Annotated in this window: 15 protein-coding genes; 8 read left to right on the forward strand and 7 right to left on the reverse strand. The window is 65.5% G+C overall.

Annotation, left to right across the window (positions count from 1 at the left end; all coding sequences use genetic code 11):
• Positions 1–212 precede the first annotated feature (212 nt).
• From F8G81_RS06455 to F8G81_RS06465, 3 genes are all read right to left on the reverse strand, one after another.
• On the reverse strand, positions 213–2006 hold the full coding sequence (locus tag F8G81_RS06455; RefSeq protein WP_267278185.1) for a hypothetical protein: 1794 nt from the start codon (positions 2004–2006) through the stop codon (positions 213–215).
• An 89-nt stretch (positions 2007–2095) separates the two neighbouring features.
• Positions 2096–3055 carry a hypothetical protein gene (locus tag F8G81_RS06460; RefSeq protein ID WP_267278186.1) on the reverse strand — a complete coding sequence of 320 codons (960 nt, stop codon included), beginning with the start codon at positions 3053–3055 and terminating at the stop codon, positions 2096–2098.
• Positions 3056–3235: 180 nt separating this feature from the next.
• Positions 3236–4318, reverse strand: a complete 1083-nt coding sequence (locus tag F8G81_RS06465; RefSeq protein WP_267278187.1) for a Gfo/Idh/MocA family protein — start codon at positions 4316–4318, stop codon at positions 3236–3238.
• 341 nt (positions 4319–4659) lie between these two features.
• Here F8G81_RS06465 and F8G81_RS06470 point away from each other — a divergent pair, with 341 nt between their 5' ends.
• Positions 4660–5457 carry a nitrilase-related carbon-nitrogen hydrolase gene (locus tag F8G81_RS06470; RefSeq protein ID WP_267279135.1) on the forward strand — a complete coding sequence of 266 codons (798 nt, stop codon included), beginning with the start codon at positions 4660–4662 and terminating at the stop codon, positions 5455–5457.
• Here the strand turns inward: F8G81_RS06470 and F8G81_RS06475 are convergent.
• Positions 5436–7283, reverse strand: coding sequence for a PucR family transcriptional regulator (locus F8G81_RS06475; RefSeq protein WP_267278188.1), 1848 nt, complete (start codon positions 7281–7283; stop codon positions 5436–5438). The two genes, F8G81_RS06470 and F8G81_RS06475, sit on opposite strands and share 22 nt — an antisense overlap.
• Positions 7284–7383: 100 nt before the next feature.
• Between F8G81_RS06475 and F8G81_RS06480 the strand changes: the two genes are divergently transcribed.
• Both F8G81_RS06480 and F8G81_RS06485 read left to right on the forward strand, forming a co-directional pair.
• Positions 7384–8922, forward strand: a complete 1539-nt coding sequence (locus F8G81_RS06480) for an amino acid permease (protein ID WP_267278189.1) — start codon at positions 7384–7386, stop codon at positions 8920–8922.
• Complete coding sequence (locus tag F8G81_RS06485) at positions 8919–10664, forward strand: flavin monoamine oxidase family protein (RefSeq protein ID WP_267278190.1); 1746 nt, start codon at positions 8919–8921, stop codon at positions 10662–10664. The genes F8G81_RS06480 and F8G81_RS06485 overlap by 4 nt, the downstream gene beginning before the upstream one ends.
• 6 nt (positions 10665–10670) lie before the next feature.
• Here the strand turns inward: F8G81_RS06485 and F8G81_RS06490 are convergent, their stop codons facing one another.
• From F8G81_RS06490 to purU, 3 genes are all read right to left on the reverse strand, one after another.
• Positions 10671–11192 carry a gamma carbonic anhydrase family protein gene (locus F8G81_RS06490; RefSeq protein ID WP_267278191.1) on the reverse strand — a complete coding sequence of 174 codons (522 nt, stop codon included), beginning with the start codon at positions 11190–11192 and terminating at the stop codon, positions 10671–10673.
• A gap of 78 nt (positions 11193–11270) precedes the next feature.
• Complete coding sequence (locus tag F8G81_RS06495) at positions 11271–11957, reverse strand: class I SAM-dependent methyltransferase (protein WP_267278192.1); 687 nt, start codon at positions 11955–11957, stop codon at positions 11271–11273.
• A 4-nt stretch (positions 11958–11961) separates the two neighbouring features.
• A complete protein-coding gene (gene purU, locus F8G81_RS06500) occupies positions 11962–12822 on the reverse strand; it encodes a formyltetrahydrofolate deformylase (RefSeq protein ID WP_267278193.1) in 861 nt (286 codons plus the stop codon).
• 283 nt (positions 12823–13105) lie between these two features.
• Between purU and glyA the strand changes: the two genes are divergently transcribed.
• The 5 genes from glyA (at position 13106) to F8G81_RS06525 (ending at position 18151) form a co-directional block, all read left to right on the forward strand.
• On the forward strand, positions 13106–14404 hold the full coding sequence (glyA, locus tag F8G81_RS06505) for a serine hydroxymethyltransferase (protein WP_267278194.1): 1299 nt from the start codon (positions 13106–13108) through the stop codon (positions 14402–14404).
• Between the two features lie 8 nt (positions 14405–14412).
• On the forward strand, positions 14413–15324 hold the full coding sequence (locus F8G81_RS06510) for a bifunctional methylenetetrahydrofolate dehydrogenase/methenyltetrahydrofolate cyclohydrolase (RefSeq protein WP_267278195.1): 912 nt from the start codon (positions 14413–14415) through the stop codon (positions 15322–15324).
• Positions 15325–15526: 202 nt separating this feature from the next.
• A complete protein-coding gene (locus F8G81_RS06515; protein WP_267279136.1) occupies positions 15527–16456 on the forward strand; it encodes an ABC transporter ATP-binding protein in 930 nt (309 codons plus the stop codon).
• Positions 16449–17321 carry an ABC transporter permease gene (locus tag F8G81_RS06520; protein ID WP_267278196.1) on the forward strand — a complete coding sequence of 291 codons (873 nt, stop codon included), beginning with the start codon at positions 16449–16451 and terminating at the stop codon, positions 17319–17321. Before F8G81_RS06515 ends, F8G81_RS06520 begins: the two co-directional genes overlap by 8 nt.
• Complete coding sequence (locus F8G81_RS06525) at positions 17318–18151, forward strand: ABC transporter permease (protein WP_267278197.1); 834 nt, start codon at positions 17318–17320, stop codon at positions 18149–18151. Before F8G81_RS06520 ends, F8G81_RS06525 begins: the two co-directional genes overlap by 4 nt.
• Positions 18152–18173 lie beyond the last annotated feature (22 nt).

Here is an 18173-nt window from a genome sequence, read left to right on the forward strand (position 1 = left end):
ATCATATGGGTGGACAGCGCATTCCCGGCGCACCGGCGGTCCGTCTGCAAGGCCACGATAGGCCTGGCAGTCGGACCACCGGTCACAAGGACTTGTGCTGAATTATTATCGGTCTACGCGGAAGCCTCACCTCCTTTCCAAGAGTTCCTGCGCTGCCAAAGGCAAGGGCGTTAGAGCTCATTGCTGCCCATACGGGCTCAAATGGAGCCTGTTCAGGAGGTCTTGCGCCGCCTGAACATCAGCAGTCCTGCCACGAGGAGCAGCAGGGCCAGGGGGACCAGCGCCGCATTGAGGCCCGTCTTGGCCAGCGTGTTGGAACCCTGGGCAGAGGTGGCTGGGGTTGCTCCTGCAGCCACAACGGTTCCGGCTGAAATAGAACCCGCCGGGACAACCGTGATGCCGCTCCCGTTGCCGGTGCCCGCTCCCGTGGTGACGGTTCCGCTGCCTGTTCCGGTTCCGTTACCTGGTCCGGTTCCGCTGCCAGGTACGGTGGGATCGGTTCCGCCGGTTGAGCCGGTCCCCGTACCGGGCGTTCCGGTCCCCGGGGTGCCCGTTCCCGGTGTGCCGGTACCGTCGGTACCGCCGCCGATGATCACTGATCCACCAATATCGGTGGTGACATCATCCAGCAGACCCACGGTGTCCAGTCCGAGGCCAAGGCCGACGTCGACGGCGGCGCCCAGGTCGGCGGTGGTGCCTGTGCCGTCTGTGCCGGTGACATCACCGAGTCCCAGGCCGAGGCCCAGGTCAACGGCGGCTGCCAGATCGGTTGTTCCGTCGGTGACTGTTCCCAGGCCAAGGCCAAGGTCGACGGCGGCGCCCAAGTCGGCGGTGGTGCCTGTGCCGTCTGTGCCGGCGAGGTCGCCGAGTCCGAGGCCGAGGCCCAGGTCAACGGCTGCTGCCAGGTCGGTTGTTCCGTCGGTGACTGTTCCCAGGCCAAGGCCAAGGTCGACGGCGGCGCCCAGGTCGGCGGTGGTGCCTGTGCCGTCTGTGCCGGTGAGGTCGCCGAGTCCGAGTCCGAGGCCCAGGTCAACGGCTGCTGCCAGGTCGGTTGTTCCGTCGGTGACTGTTCCCAGGCCAAGGCCAAGGTCGACGGCGGCGCCCAGGTCGGCGGTGGTGCCTGTGCCGTCTGTGCCGGTGAGGTCGCCGAGTCCGAGGCCGAGGCCAAGGTCAACGGCGGCTGCCACGTCCGCAGTGCCGTCGGTGACTGTTCCCAGGCCAAGGCCAAGGTCAACGGCGGCTGCCACGTCCGCAGTGCCCTCGGTGACTGTTCCCAGGCCAAGGCCAAGGTCAACGGCGGCTGCCACGTCCGCAGTGCCGTCAGTGACGTTCCCGAGGCCGATGGCGACGTCGGCGGCGGCTGCCACGTCCGCGGTGGTGTCGGTGACGGTTCCGGTGGTGGCGTTTCCGAGGCCGATGGCGACGTCGGCGGCTGCTGCCACGTCGGCGGTGCTGTCCGTGACGGTTCCGGTGGTGGCGTTTCCGAGGCCTATGGCGACGTCGGCGGCTGCTGCCACGTCGGCGGTGCTGTCCGTGACGGTTCCGGTGGTGCCGTTCCCGAGGCCGATGGCGACGTCGGCGGCTGCTGCCAAGTCTGCAGTGCCGTCGGGGACGGTTCCGGTGGTGGCGTTCCCGAGGCCGATGGCGACGTCGGCGGCTGCTGCCACGTCGGCGGTGGTGTCGGGGACGGTTCCGGTGGTGGCGTTTCCGAGGCCGAGAGTAACGTCTGCTGCTGCAGCGAGGGCGGTGTTGCCCTCGGTTTCGGCGGTGCCGCTGTTCACGGCCACGTCTACTGCAGCGGCGACATTCGCGCTTTCTGGCGGCGTTGGACCACCCAGCAGGCCCAACGACGTCGGAGCAGCGGATGTCGCCGCTGAGACCAGGGCGGAGGCGGTGAGATCCGCTCCGCTTGTAGTGTCCGCAGCGCTGGCTGCGGTGGCGCCGAGGGCTAACAGCCCGCCGGCGAAGAGGGTGCTAAGCAGCCCTCTGCGAAGAATGCAATGCATGATGTTGTCTCCTGAGAAGTTGTTGTAGGGCGCTCGTGAGCAACCCAAATGGCCGTGTTCCGCTCGCAAAGGGGCAGAAAGGGCCGCAACTAGTCAGGAGAAGAGCCGGGGTCGAATGACACCGGCGAAGGGGCATGCTCAGAGAATCCGCTGATGGGGTACGCGCCACCGAGCGGAAGGTAAAGACCGAAGGAATCCACCAAGGCCGCGGAACCGGAGGAACCGGCGGCCGAGGAACCACTTCCGGCTCCTGACGACGGTCCTGCAGGCGCGAGGGCAGAGAGGGGCGATGGATCGCCGGTGCCGGGGACATCCGGCTGACTTGACTGGACTCCAGGGGCGGCGGTCGATGCGGAAGACATGCCGGCCAAGGCCAGGGACAATGCTGACGGTGCCAGGGCAGCCCCTCCGGCATTGACGAGGTCGTCCGGACCCTCGACTGCCAAAGACGCCGCTATGGCCGCTGACACGTCGCCATCTGCAAGCCCACCGGCGGGGACGTCCGAGCCAGCTAAGGGACCGATGGCTGGCACCTCGAGGACGGGCAGTGAGACGGGCAGGGGGCTCACGCCAATGACAACGTCCACAACAGGCTGCAGCACCGGTTCCAGGACAGGCACTGCTTCACTGAGCGGCGGAGCGACAGCGTTGACAAGCCCGGCAGCAGCTTCGTCCGCGACGACGGCGACGGGGGCCGAGACTGTTGAAACAGTGCCTGCCGGCACCAAAGCGCTGACCACTGGAACCGCCGCTACCAACTGATCGGCTGCACCTGCAACGCTTCCTATGCCAGGCTGCAGAAGACCGGGGGAGGCGGGGGCAGGAGCCGGGGCTGGCTCAGGTGCCGGCACGGCTGCAGGGGAAACGGTTCCGGTGAGGGGTGCCGAAATGGACGAAACAGACGACGTCAGGCCGCCGAGCAAGGAACCTGATTCTGTTGAGGAGTCGGCCGAAGCGGCGGAAGTCGAAAAGGTCAGCCACGTGAGGGTAGCGGCACCGGCCAGCAAAACCGGCCGGAGAACGCGCCATGGCGATAGAGCTTTAGCCATGCGTGACACCCCCCGTATCGTGGAAACCGACGATTTCTACAGCGTAAGACCGGGTTGTTGCGCAAGTCTAGGGAAAATGAAGTTAATCCCACCGAATTGACCAACATTGTCACGGGTTGATGGAGAACTTGAAGACCTTGTTATTTGCCGTGACTCGTCTGTAGGGACATGTTCACAAAGCTAGCGGCGGGGTTCGAATGCATCGTTGGGGTAACTGACGCCGAGCTGGGCGCGCACTCCGTCGAAGAGGCGCATCGTATTCAGTGAGTCATCAAGGGGCATCACAGGACTTTCAGTCAGTCCTTGCTGGATGCAGCGGGTCACCTCGCGGAGCTCATACGCATAGCCCAGCCCGACGACGTCGAAAGCCTCGCTCCGGGGCGCTCCGCGTCCGATTCCGATCCGCAGTTCACGCGGATTGTTGATGGAACCAACGCTCTGAAGGTAGCCGAGGCTTCCGGCGACGGTGGCCGTACGCGGGCCGTGGGCTAAAAGTGAGGACGTGAGCTGCACCTGGGCACCGTGGTGGTACCCAAGGGTCAACGCGTTTTGGGCGTCCACGCCGTCGTCGTTGATAAAGCCCGTGGCACTGACGGTCTGTGGAAAGCCCAAGGTCCCCAGGGCCCAGAGCAGCGGGTACACGGAGATGTCCAGCAGCGCCCCGCCGCCGTCATGCCGGGACCAGAGCCTGGCGGTGGGGGAGTAAGGGGCAGGGAAACCGAGATCGGCAGTGACCCAGTGAACGTCACCCAGCTCGCCCGAAGCGGCTATCTCGAAGGCGCGCTGCATGCTCGGCAGGAACCGGCTCCAGACCGCCTCCATAAGGAAAAGCTTCTGCCTCCTGGCGACCTCGATCAGTTCGCCGGCCTCCCTGGCATTGATGGTGAAGGCCTTTTCGCAGAGCACATGCTTGCCGGCATGGAGCGCGGCCAGCACCATCTGGTGATGCTGGGCGTGCGGAGTGGCGACGTAGACCACGTCCACAGCGTCGTCGGCGAGGAGACGCTGGTACCCGGGTACGCCGTCGTCGTCACCGTACGCCTTGGCGAAACCGTAGGTCCCGGCAAAACTGTCTGCGGTGGACTTGTCGCGGGAGCTCACGGCGTGCAGCTCAGCATCAGCCAGGAGCGAAAGATCCTGGGAAACAGCCCGGGCGATGGCGCCGGTGGCGATGACACCCCACCGCAAAGGGGTTCCGGTGGCGGAACGCGGATCCTGCTCGGGCTGGCTGGACAGCCACGGTGTGGCAATGGGCGCACTCATGACAGCCATCCTCTCATTGAGGTGCGAGAGGGTTGGGGAAAAGAGTGCCAAAGCTGAGGGAGGGTTGGGCCGGCTTCGCTCCAAGGCTCTCTGCGCAGGCTGTGCGGCAAACTGGCGAAACCTATGTTTCCGCTGTGAAGATCGTGATGCCCGGCTTCCCGCCGGTGCTCCTTCCTGCGGACGCTTGCTGAAGCGTGCGGAGGCAGCCGCTTGAAGTGGGCAAAACGCCCGCCCCCGGGCTGTTGCGGGTCCATCTGCACCGGATCGCCGGACCACGTCCGTGGCTAGGCTGGGACAAGCGGACACGCTTCCTGTATCCGCCCCGACGTCGTGAGGTGGTAATGGTGCTGCTGGCGCTGATGCAGGCAAACTCTGCAGTACTGGACGTGGAGGCAAACTGCGCCGCGGTGGAAGCAGCGGCGAGGTCAGCTGCCGCCGCGGGGGCTGCGGTCCTGGTTACGCCTGAACTGTTTCCTGTGGGCTACGCCCCGCTCAAGGTCCGGGCCGGGCTGGACCCCGCCCGGCTCCCGGCTATCCGGGCCGGCCTGGCCGGCATTGCACGCCGCTGGGGGATCGGACTGGTCTACAGCCTCCCGGAAGTCGCCGCCGGCGGTGCCTGGCACATCACGTCCACCCTGCTGGATGCCGGGGGCAACGAGCTTCTTCACTACGCCAAGGTCCACCTTTTTGGCGATGAGGAGCGCGCTGCGTTCAGTCCCGCAGAGGAGCGTCCCGCCGTCGTCGATTTCAATGGAATCCCCACCTCAATGGTGATTTGCTACGACGTGGAGTTCCCGGAAATCGTCCGGGCTGCAGCGGTAAGCGGCGCCGAGCTCCTCCTGGTTCCCACGGCCCTGGCCCACGGCTTTGACGCCGTGCCCCAGGTGCTGCTCCGGGCCCGCGCGCTGGAAAGCCAGCTGACCATCGCTTATGCAAACCACTCCGGCATGGAGGACGGCTGCCGCTTCCTGGGCGGCAGCGTCATTGCCGGGCCGGACGGTGCCCTGCTGGCAGCTGCCGGCGAAGGGAACCAGCTGCTCTTCGCAGAGGTTGCTCCGGACTCGGCCAGGCAAGCCCGGGCCGTGGTGCCCTACCTCGAGGAACGCCGCCCGGACCTCTACCGGTCCTGGGGGCTCTGAAGCCCTTCCGCCGGAGACCGGTCCGCCTCTGCGCCGTCGACGTATTGCAGGGCAATCCAGAGTTCGGCCCGTACCTGGGCCTGGCCCAGATCCATGTCCAGCACCTCGGCCAGGGCTGTGATCTGGCGGCGCACACTGTTCCGGTGCAGCCCCAGGACCTTGGCGGTGGCATCCCAGTTTCCGTTTTCACCGAGCCACGACTTCAGGAGCACCAGCTGTGAACTGCGGCGCTCGGGCTCCTGGTTGAGGACCGGTTCCAGGAGCCTGGCCGCGAGCATGCTGCCCGCCTCCCGGCCCAGGAGCCCGGTGACAGACCAGGTGACCTCGTCAACCCGGACACTTTTGCCCGTGGACTGGACCCTGGAACGCAAGGACGCGGCGCGCTGGTAGGCCGCCGGCAGTCCGGTCAGCTCCGTGGGATCACCCACCACGAGCCGCCACCCCAGCCGCTCCACTTCCTGCAGCAGCGACTCGTCCACCCTGAGCCTGGTGACGGCGGCAAACCCGTAATCGGTCAGCTCCACCATCTTGGTGTCGAACAGCCGACGCCATTGGAGCAGCTCCCTGACGGGCCCGTCGGCGGGCGACTCCGGCTGCGCGTCCGCCCGCACCCCCTGGACCACCCGGAGCTGGCCGGACCTGGTTCCGGACACGCTCTGCGCCAGCAGGTCCTTCAGCACGTTCAGCTGCCTGGTGCTGCCAGAGACCAGGCTTTCCGGATGAAGCAGCAGGGCCGTGGCCAGCTGGCTGGGAGCCAGCGAACCGCTGGTCCGCTGCCGGACCAGCAGTTCCAAAAGTCCCACCACTGACGAAACAACACTGTTTTGCGCGGCAGTCAGCGGCTTGTCAGTGCCCAGGACAAGGCCACCCAGGGTGGCGTCCCTGGTGCTCCGCAGCGGGTGACCGAAAACCTGTGCGGCGCCGGGGACGTCGAAGGATTCCGTCTCTACCCGCGGGCCCTTGCCTGCCAGCAATCGCTTGAGCATCGGCTGCAAGAGGGAAAGTTCGACGCCGGCACCCCCGGCGCTGCCGGTTGGAGTTGCAGGGGCACTGTCCTTTGATGCTGAACCTTCTTTGGCGCCGGCAGAGTTCATGCTCCTGACAGATTTGTTGCCCCCGCCAGATTGCTTGCCTGCTGCAGTTCCGGCCGCCGCAGCACGGGCCCGGACCCGCCCATCGGCGCCGATCAGAAGCGCCCAGACCGGAACCCGCTGTGCCAGCGCGGACAGGAGTTCGTGTTCAGGCCGCGCCGAAAGCACCGCCCGCATCAGCTGCCGGTTGGTGTCCGCGAGTTGCCGGAAGACCCTGGCGTTTCCGGACTCCAGCAGCTGGGAGAACTCCAGGCCAAGGGCAGCAAAAGGCAGGGAGCCGGGGATTTGAACTAGGGTCAGGCCATACTTCCGGCAGGCTGCCGCCAGCGGCTCCGGAACGGCGTCGAAATACGGCTCAAGGCCAAATCCGAGGGCTGCAACACCGGCATCCACCAGCCGCCGGACGTATGCGTCTGCCACTGCTTCCTTGGCTCCCGGGGTGACGCCGTCACCGCCGCTTTCGAGAAAGGGGAGTCCCGCTGTGAGGACAAACTCGCCGTCCAGCAGGTAGGGCGTGGGGTCTTCCAGTTCACTGGGCTCCACCCACCGCAGCGGTGCCGAACTGTTGCCGGCGTCGACAATAACGGTGAGCTCCGCGGGGAGGGCGGCCAGGAACTGCCCTAGGGTAACGGCATCCAACCCGTCAGCGGGGCCGGTCGGCAGGGGATTGGCGCGGACCGCGGAGCCCGGCCGAATCGGTTCAGAGGCCTCCATATGTGGTGCATTAAGTCTCATGCCTGCCAACTATAGGTCACTTTGCACATCCCTGAGATGCGGCTCACACCCCTACGCTGGACGAGGGAAACCGACAACTACTTCTGAATGGACGTCAACGATGACTGTGCCCACACTCTCCCGGCCGACGCCGGAACGTACAGCCGGCCGTCCCGGCCTGGGCGCGCAACTGCTGCGCCGCAAGCCGATCGGCCAGATGGTCACCGAAGCCGACGAAGGCCACAACGGCACCAAACTGGTGCGCAGCTTCGGTGTCTTCCAGCTGACCATGATCAGTGTGGGTGCCACGCTTGGGACCGGCATCCTGGTCATCCTGGGCGAATCGGTGCCGCTGGCCGGGCCCGCCATCTGGATTTCCTTTGCCATCGCCGGACTGGCCGCGCTGCTTTCCGCCGTATCCTACGCGGAGATGGCCGGCCTGGTTCCGGTTGCCGGCTCCAGCTACTCCTACAGCTACGCCACCATGGGGGAGGGGATGGCCTGGATCTGTGGCTGGTGCCTGGTGCTGGAGTACGCGGTCTCGGTGGCAGCAGTTGCCGTTGGCGCCGGCCAGTACGTCAACGAGGCCCTCGGGGTCTTTGGGCAGATTCTTCCGGATGCTATTTCTCAGCCACCCGGCGACGGCGGTGTGGTCAACATCCCGGCCATGGTGATCGTGGTGCTGGCCATGCTCCTGCTCGTGAAGGGCGCCAAGGAAAGCGCCTGGATCAACACCGCGATCGTGGTCATCAAGGTTGGCATCCTGGTCTTCTTCTGTGCCGTGGCCTTCACCGCCTTTAACGCCGGAAACTTCGAACCGCTCCTGCCCATGGGCGCTGCCGGGGTTTCCGCCGCAGCTTCCAGCGTTTTCTTCTCTTACATTGGCTTTGATGCCGCCTCCACCGCGGGCGAAGAAGCCCGTAACCCGAAAAGGGACCTGCCCCGCGCCATCATGCTCTCCATGGTGATCGTGACCACCATCTACGTCCTGGTGGCCGTGGCAGCGATCGGCGCCCGCCCCTGGGGCTGGTTCGACGGCACCGAAGCCGCGCTGGTGAAGATCCTCGAGGAAACCACCGGGCAGCCCTGGATCGCACTGGTCTTTGCGGTGGGCGCCGTGCTGGCCATCGCCAGCATTGTGCTGACAGTTCTCTACGGCCAGACCCGCATCCTGCTCTCCATGTCCCGCGACGGCCTCATTCCCAAAATCTTCGGCCGCGTCTCCCGCCGCACGGGCACCCCCGTGGCCGGTACGCTGCTGGTGGGCATCGCCGTCGCACTCACGGCCGGGCTGGTTCCGCTGGGTGCCCTCGCTGATGCCACCAGCATCGGCACGCTGTTCGCCTTCGCCCTGGTCAACGTGGCCGTTATCTACCTGCGCCGCACCCGCCCCGAACTGGAGCGCACATTCCGCGTTCCGCTTTTCCCGCTGACCCCCATCCTGGGCGCCGCGATGTGCGGCTACCTCATGCTCAACCTTGGCGCGGACACCTGGCTGGTGTTCGGGGTCTGGATGCTGGTGGGCGTAGCCGCCTACTTCGGCTACGGACGCCGGAACTCCAGGGTGGCGGCTTTGAGCCACGAGGAATACCGTGAGCTGAGCGGGCGGGAATCTTCACCACTGTCCACCCCCGAACCGACGAAGGCAGAGATTTCATGACCATCGCCACCGAACTGCCGGCCTCCGACCCGTCAAGTACTTCTTCAGGACTGGCTACAGCCCCTTCGCCCGGCCCCGGCGAATATGGTGTCCCGGCAGAGCCCATCACCATGCTGAACCCGGACTTTCCCTTCAGCTACGACCACTACCTGGCGCATCCGGCCGGCCTGGGAGCTGTTCCGCCCGAGCTTTACGGCACCGAGGTGGCAGTTGTCGGCGCCGGACTGTCCGGCCTGGTGACCGCGTACGAGCTGATGAAACTGGGCCTGCGCCCCGTTGTCTACGAGGCAGACCAGATCGGCGGCCGGCTGCGTACCGCCAACTTCCCGTCCGCTCCGGGGGTAGTGGCTGACCTCGGCGGGATGAGGTTCCCCGTGTCCGGCAAGGCCTTCTACCACTACGTGGACCTGCTGGGCCTGGACACCCAGGACTTCCCCAACCCGTTGGCGCCGGTAACGTCCAGCACGGTGATCGAGCTGGCCGGCCGGAAACACTACGCCGAGACTGCCCAGGACCTGCCGCCGTTTTTCCGCGAAGTGGCCGACGCGTGGAAGGCTGCCGTGAACGACGGCGCGAAGTTCAGCGAGATGCAGGAAGCCATCCGCGCACGGGACACTGCCCGGATCAAGGAGATCTGGAACGAGCTCCTGCCCCTCATGGATGAACAGACCTTCTATGGATTCATCGCCGGCAGCGAGTCCTTCAAGGAAGCAGGCTTCGCACACCGCGAGGCATTCGGCCAGGTGGGCTTCGGCACTGGCGGCTGGGACACCGACTTCCCCAACTCCATCCTCGAAATCCTCCGGGTTGTCTATACGGACGCTGACGACCAGCACCGGCTCATCACCGGTGGAGCGCAAAGGCTTCCCGAGGCACTGTGGCACCATACGCCGTCGGGCATGGCGCACTGGCCGGACGGAACATCCCTGGCGTCCCTCCATTCAGGCTCGCCCCGCGGCGCCGTCGGAAAAATCAGCCGCGACGCCGGCGGTGACCTTCGGATCCGTGAGCGGTGGGGCCGCGAAGCCACGTACCCGGCCGTGGTGACCACCTGCCAGTCCTGGCTGCTGTCCACGCGCATCCACACCGAGGAAGCCCTGTTCCCGGCGGAGCTGTGGACCGCCATCGAGCGCTCGCACTACATGCAGTCCTCCAAGACCTTTGTGATGGTGGACCGGCCCTTCTGGAAGGACATCGATCCGGAGACCGGACGCGAGGTTCTGTCCATGACCCTGACAGACCGGCTCAACAGGGCCACGTACCTCCTGGACGACGGCCCCGACAAGCCGGCCGTAATCCTGCTCTCCTACACCTGGAACGATGACGCCCTTAAATGGCTGGCGCTGGACGCGGACGAACGCGTCGAGCTGATGCTGCATTCGCTGGAGCAGATCTACCCGCGGGTGGACATTGCGAGCCACATCGTGGGCCAGCCCATCACTGTCTCATGGGAGGCTGACCCCAACTTCATGGGGGCGTTCAAGGCGAACCTGCCCGGGCACTACCGCTACCAGCAGAGGCTGTTCAGCCACTTCAAGCAGGACAGGCTGCCAGAAAGCCAGCGCGGCATCTTCCTCGCCGGTGATGACGTGTCCTTCACGGCAGGCTGGGCGGAAGGCGCCGTCACCACCGGCCTGAATGCCGTGTGGGGCGTGGTGAACCACCTTGGCGGCTCATCCGCGCTTGGCAACCCCGGACCCGGCGAACTCCTGGACGCGATCGGTCCGATCAGCCTGGACTGACCTGTTCTACGGAGCGTGCAGTTCCCGATGGGCACGGGCCAGCTCCACGTAGCGGGCCGCGTTGCCCTTAACGCCCTCGAACTCCTCGTCGCTGAGTTCCCGCCGCACCTTGGCGGGGACTCCGGCCACGAGTGAGCGGGGCGGAACCACTGTCCCTTCCAGGACAACGGCGCCGGCCGCCACGAGGGAGCCGGCGCCGATGACCGCCCCGTTCAGGACGGTGGCGCCCATGCCGATCAGGCAGTCATCCTCCACCGTGCAGCCATGGACGACGGCGGCGTGGCCCACGCTGACCCGGGCGCCGACGCTGCAGGGGAACCCGGGGTCCGCATGGAGGACCACGTTGTCCTGCAGGTTGCTGCCCGCGCCCACGCTGATTGCTGCGGTGTCAGCCCGAACCGAGACGCCATAAAAGGCGCTGGAGTCCGCTGCAAGGCTGGCGTTGCCGATGATCGACGCCGTGGGGGCAATAAAGGCGGAGTCGTGGACGGCCGGAGTGTTCCCGGCAAAATCGTAAAGAGGAGCCATGCCCCCACCTTAGGACACCCACTGGCCCAACTAAGTAGCGCTAACTGTCGTTTTGAGGGCTCATAACGACAGTTATCGCTACCTAGTGGGGGAAGAAGGGGTGCGGAGGATGAGGAACTGGTAGTGCTGGGTCCACGCCCCTGCGCCGGGACCTGATTCCGGGCCTTCGCCCTCCGGCCACGTGATAAATTCCTCGATCACGCCGTGTCGGCCAAAGACATCGCGTACCGTCCCGTCTGTTCGCCGGCTGAAGAACCGGCGGGGTTCGACGTCGTCCGCGGGGTTGAACAGCTCCTCGTCACCTCCGGACCAGAGGCCGACGGCGATGGGCGAGCCGGGTGCCGAGACCCGCACCAGCTCCCGCAGCACGCCGTCAACGTCGCTGTCGGGGATATGCACCAGTGTGCTCATGCACCACACCGCGGGGAACACACCATTAGGGAAGGGCAGCCGCCGCGCGCTCGCGACCGAGACGTCCAGGCCCTTCGCCCTGGCCAGCCGGACGTTTCCCTCGGCGAGATCCACGCCTGTGTAGTGAATGCCTGCCTGGACAAACTTCAGGCCGTCAATGCCTGTGCCGCAACCGACGTCAAGGACGTCGTGGCGGCCTTCGGCCTTGAGGGTGCTGATAAAGCGTTCGCGCTGTTCGGCCCTCCGCGGGTCCATTGGATCGTCAATGCCGGAGGCCGCGAGGCGGTTATAGAACTCCGCCAGGCGCTGCTCGCTGCCGGGTTCCTCCGTCCACGGATCCACCACGCTGTTCATGCTGTCAGTTGAAGACCACGGTGCGGTTGCCGTCCAGCAAGACCCTGTGCTCGGCATGCCATTGGACGGCCTGGGCCAGGGTGCGGCCCTCCACGTCACGGCCCATCTGCACGAACTGCTCCGGGGTGCGTGCGTGATCCACCCGGATCACTTCCTGTTCGATGATGGGTCCCTCGTCCAGGGCTGCTGTGACATAGTGCGCGGTGGCGCCGATCAGCTTCACACCCCGGGCGTGGGCCTGGTGGTACGGCTTGGCGCCTTTGAAGGACGGCAGGAACGAGTGGTGGATGTTGATGGCCTTGCCGGTAAGTTCCGTGCACAGTTCATCGGAAATGATCTGCATGTAGCGGGCAAGGACCGTCAGCTGCACATCGTGTTCGGCCATGATGGCACGCAGCTTGTCTTCGGCCTGGGCCTTGGTGTCCGGCGTGACCGGGATGTAGTGGAACGGAACCCCATAGAACTCGGCCAGCCCCGCCAGGTCCTGGTGGTTGGAAACGATCGCAGGGATCTCAATAGGCAGGGTGCCGGAGCGCTGCTGGAACAGGATGTCGTTGAGGCAGTGCGCCGACGTGCTCGCCATCAGCAGGGTCCGCACTTTCTGGCCCACGGAGTTCAGGCTCCACTGCATCCCGAAGGACTGGGCCACCGGCTCGAGGGAGGCCTGGAGTTCGGCGCGGGAGGCTGACGTCCTGACTTCCACGCGCATAAAAAAGTTGCCTGTTGCGGGGCTGCCGTATTGCTGCGAATCGGTAATGTTGCAGCCCGCCTCCAGCAGCGCGCCGGCCACTGCGTGGACAATTCCGGGGCGGTCGGGGCAGGACAGGGTTACTACGTACGCTTGGTTCAGGTCCTCTTCAGTCACGCGTACCAGCCTACCCGCGCCGGCCGCCGTGTTTCGTGGCCGTCTTTGGTAGTCTTGTGGGGTCGCAACTGGCGTTGGGTGGCTAACCACCAGGGAGCGGCAATCACGAAGACCACGGATCGTACGCCTGGGCCGAGGGTCATGTTTTGCCGGACTTAGCTGCAGGCTCCTTGATGCAGCGCCTTCCTGCGCACTTATGCGCCCTGTCATCAAAGGGGTGCTGTGGTGCGCCAGCCGGTAGCCTGACCTTAGCAGTGCCCGTATCCCTAGCCAGGAGTTCTTCGTGACTACAACAGCCACCACAACAGCCGCAGTCAGCAACCAGTCGCTGGCCGAGCTCGACCCCGAAATCGCCGCAGTCCTCGACCAGGAACTTGGCCGTCAGCGCGGCACCCTGGAAATGATCGCGTCCGAAAACTTCGCTCCGCGGGCCGTGATGGAAGCCCAGGGCTCCGTCCTGACCAACAAGTACGCCGAGGGCTACCCGGGCCGCCGCTACTACGGTGGCTGCGAATATGTTGATGTTGCCGAGCAGCTGGCCATCGACCGCGTCAAGGCCCTCTTCGGCGCCGAGTACGCCAACGTCCAGCCGCACTCCGGTGCCCAGGCCAACGCCGCGGCCCTCTCCGCCATGATCACTCCCGGCGACAAGATCCTTGGCCTGTCCCTGGCCCACGGCGGCCACCTGACCCACGGCATGAAGCTGAACTTCTCCGGCAAGCTCTACCAGGTTGCCGCCTACCAGGTTGAAGAAGACAACTTCCGGGTGGACATGGACAAGCTGCGCGAGCAGGCCATCGCCGAGAAGCCGCAGGTCATCATCGCCGGCTGGTCCGCCTACCCCCGCCACCTTGACTTCGCAGCCTTCCGCAGCATCGCCGATGAAGTGGGCGCGCTGCTCTGGACCGACATGGCGCACTTCGCCGGACTGGTGGCAGCAGGCCTGCACCCAAGCCCGGTGCCGCACTCCGACGTCGTCACCTCCACCGTGCACAAGACCCTGGCCGGACCGCGTTCCGGCGTTATCCTGGCGAAGCAGGAGTGGGCCAAGAAGCTGAACTCGAACGTGTTCCCGGGCCAGCAGGGCGGCCCGCTGATGCACGTCATCGCTGCCAAGGCTGTGGCCTTTAAGATCGCCGGCACCGCTGAATTCAAGGAGCGCCAGGAGCGCGTGCTCGAAGGTGCCAAGATCATCGCCGACCGCCTCAACCAGGCCGATGTCGCCGATGCCGGCGTCTCCGTCCTCACCGGCGGCACTGACGTGCACCTGGTCCTCGTTGACCTGCGCAACTCCCAGCTGGACGGCCAGCAGGCCGAGGACCTCCTGCACTCCGTGGGTATCACCGTCAACCGCAACGCCGTGCCGTTCGACCCCCGCCCGCCGATGGTCACCTCCGGGCTCCGCATCGGCACCCCCGCCCTGGCCACCCGCGGCTTCGGCGCCGAGGAGTTCACCGAAGTGGCGGACATCATCGCCACCGCGCTGAAGACCGGTGCGGCAACGGACGTGGACGCACTCCAGGCCCGCGTGGACAAGCTCGCCGCAGACTTCCCGCTCTACCCGCAGCACGAGCAGTGGTAAACCCGTCCATGACCCAGACCGCGAAGATCCTTGACGGCAAGGCAGCCGCTGCAGCCATCAAATCCGAGCTGGCTGACCGTGTGGCGGCCCTGAAAACCCGTGGCGTTACCCCTGGCATCGCCACGGTGCTCGTGGGCGCTGACCCTGCCTCCCAGCTGTATGTGTCCATGAAGCACAAGCAGTCCATGGAAATCGGGATGAACTCGATCCAGCGTGAGCTGCCGGCAGATGCCACCCAGGCGCAGGTTGAGGCCCTCATTGATGACCTCAATGCGGACCCCGCCTGCCACGGTTACATCGTGCAGCTGCCGCTGCCCAAGCACCTGGACACCGACGCCATCCTTGAGCGGATTGACCCCGCCAAGGACGCCGACGGCCTGCATCCGACCAACCTTGGCCGGCTGGTGCTCAATGTCAACGGCGAGATCACCTCACCGCTGCCGTGCACGCCCCGCGGCGTCATCGAACTCCTGGAGCGCAACGGCTACAGCCTGGCGGGCAAGCATGTGGTGGTGGTGGGCCGTGGCGTCACGATCGGCCGCTCGATCGGTCTGCTGCTCACCCGGCGGGCCGTGAACGCCACCGTGACCCTGACGCACACCGGGACCAAGAACCTCTCGGAGCTGCTGCGGCAGGCGGACGTCATTGTGGGCGCGGCAGGTGCCAAGCACATCGTCAAGGCAGCGGACGTGAAGCCTGGCGCAGCCCTGCTGGACGTCGGTGTCACCCGCGAAACCGACCCCGAGACGGGCAAGAGCAAGGTCCAGGGCGACATCGATCCGGCTGCTGCCGAGGTGGCCGGGTGGATTTCGCCCAACCCCGGCGGCGTCGGACCCATGACCGTGGCCCTGCTGATGACCAACGTGGTGGAAGCCGCGGAACGCCAAGTGGCACAGAAAAGCGGCTCGGGCATCGCCTAGCACTGGGTAAGAACTGTAACGCCCGACGGCGGCGCTGCACCTTTCACGGAAGGTGCGGCGCCGCCGTCGGACTTTTAACCGCCCGCGCTGTTCAGCCTCACGTGAACGTTCACTCAAAGCCCTTCCGCATTCCAGAGTGCTCCACTAGTCTGCTGAGGTGCACAATGAAGCCATCCTCTCCTCCAATACGTCAGCCGGCCCCATGAAGCAGCAAGCGGTGATTGCAGCGGAAAACCTGAGGAAGACGTACGGGGATCTGGCCGCCGTCGATGGCATTTCCTTCAGCGTTCTGGCGGGGGAGTCCTTCGGGCTGCTGGGCCCCAACGGCGCCGGCAAGTCCACCACCATGAAAATGATCGGCGGTGTCACGCAGCGCACCTCCGGGACGTTGAGCATCATGGGCCTGGATCCGGACAGCCACGGGCCCGAGGTCCGGGCGCACCTCGGGGTGGTGCCGCAGCAGGACAATCTGGACGAGGAACTGCGGGTGCGGGAGAACCTGCTGGTTTACGGCCGCTACTTTGGTTTGCCCATGAGCTACCTGAAGCCCAAAGCCGACGAGCTGCTGGAGTTTGCCCAGCTCACGGACAAGGCGAAGTCCAAGGTGGATGCCCTTTCAGGCGGCATGAAGCGCCGCCTGACCATCGCCCGATCGTTGATAAATGAGCCGCGGATCCTGCTGCTGGACGAACCCACCACCGGGCTGGATCCGCAGGCCCGGCATATCCTGTGGGACCGGCTGTTCCGTCTCAAGGAGCAGGGCGTCACGCTGATCCTCACCACGCATTACATGGACGAGGCCGAGCAGCTGTGCGACCGGCTGATTGTTGTGGACAAGGGCCGGATTATGGCTGAAGGCTCGCCTGCCCAGCTGATCCGGGAACATTCCACCCGGGAGGTCCTGGAGTTGCGGTTCGGCTCCGAGCGCAACTCCACCATTGGCCCGGAGCTGAAGGGAATCGGCGAACGGCTTGAGTCGCTGCCGGACCGGGTGTTGATTTACGCGCACGACGGCGAGGCGGCCCTTGAGCAGGTGGCGTCCCGCGGCCTGCGGCCACTGACTTCGTTGGTGCGCAGGTCCTCGCTGGAGGACGTGTTCCTCCGGCTCACCGGCAGGAGCCTCGTTGAGTGAGTCATCGGGTTCCACCGGAACTGCCCGTCCCCCCGGCCTGACCGCCACCGTCCGGGCTCACAGCCCGGAGGTCTCCGCAGCCAAGGCCCGGAGATGGGGTGCCTTCTACTATGCCGAGCAGGTGATCCGGGTGTTGTGGGGGTATGGCTGGTCCATCCTGATGTACAGCGTGGGCCAGCCAGTGGCCTACCTGTTCGCGATGGGGGTGGGCCTGGCAACCCTCGTGGAAGCCGAAAGCGAGGCTTTCGGCGGGGTCAGCTACCTGGCCTTCATCGCCCCTGCGCTCCTGGTGTCCGCGGCCGTCATGACGGCGGCCAACGAGTTCACCTTCCCGGTGATGGCCGGCTTCAAGTGGCGCCGGACCTACTACGGTCCGCACGCCTCGCCGCTGACACCGGAGCAGATCGCGGCCGGACACATCATTGCCGTGACGCTGCGTTTCCTGGTGCAGTCGGCCATCTATTTTGTTGCCGTGGCGCTATTTGGAGCGTCCCCCGGTGGCTGGGGGTGGGTCAGCGTGCTGGTGGCAACTGTGGCAGGGCTGTCCTTCGGATTGCCCCTGATGGCCTACTCGGCGTCGCTCAAGGAGGACAAGGGACAGTTCGCCCTGGTCATGCGGTTCATCGTGATGCCATTGTTCCTGTTCTCTGGTACCTTCTTCCCCCTGGACACCCTTCCGCTGGCCGTTCGTTGGATCGGCTGGATCTCTCCCATCTGGCACGGCACTGAGCTGGGCCGGGTCTTCACGTACGGCTACCAGGAACCACCGCTGCTTACCGTTGTGCACATTGTGGTCCTGGTGGCGCTCGCCGTGCTGGGCTGGATCCTCACCAAGCAGCAGTTCGTCAAAAGGATGGGTCAATGAGCGTCCTCACCGGTGGCCACAGCGTCACCGAAGACGCGCGCAACAGAAGGTTCGGGCCGCTGTATTCCCGCAATTCCAAAGCGGTGATCTCACGTGGCCTGATGGCCACCAAAAGCAGCAACTGGCTGGTGATGCTCTCCGGCTTCTTCGAGCCCGTGCTCTTCCTGATCTCGATGGGAGTCGGCCTCGGGCCCATCGTAGGGGCGGTGCAGGGGCCGGGCGGTGAAGAGATCAGCTACGCCGCCTACATCGCACCGGCACTGCTGGCTGTCTCCGCCATGAACGGAGCGGTCTACGACTCCACGTGGAACGTCTTCTTCAAGATGAACTTCGCCAAGCTGTACCAGGGGATGCTCTATACCTCCCTGGGACCGCTGGACGTTGCCATGGGCGAGATCTTCCTGGCCCTCCTGCGCGGCGCCCTGTATGCCACGGGTTTCACCGCTGTGTTGGGCATAATGGGCCTGATTACCACGCCCTGGGCCATCCTGATGATTCCGGCATCGCTGCTGATCGCTTTTGGATTCGCCAGCATGGGCATGGGCATCACAAGCTTCCTGAAGACGTTCCAGCAGATGGACTGGATCAACTTCATCATGCTGCCCATGTTCCTGTTCAGCGCCACGTTCTATCCGCTGAGCGTCTACCCCCAGGCCATCCAGTGGCTCATCCAGGCCATGCCGCTCTGGCACGGCGTGGAGTTGCTGCGGCAGATCAGCGTGGGTACGTTCACCCCGGCCACGGCCATCCACATCGGCTACTACCTGGTAATGACCGCGCTTGGCATGCTGCTGACCACGGCCCGGCTGCGGAAACTGTTCCTCAAGTAACCCGCCGCTCTCCTTCCCCAAC

Origin of the sequence: Arthrobacter sp. CDRTa11 (genome assembly GCF_026427775.1) — a bacterium.
Lineage (GTDB): Bacteria > Actinomycetota > Actinomycetes > Actinomycetales > Micrococcaceae > Arthrobacter.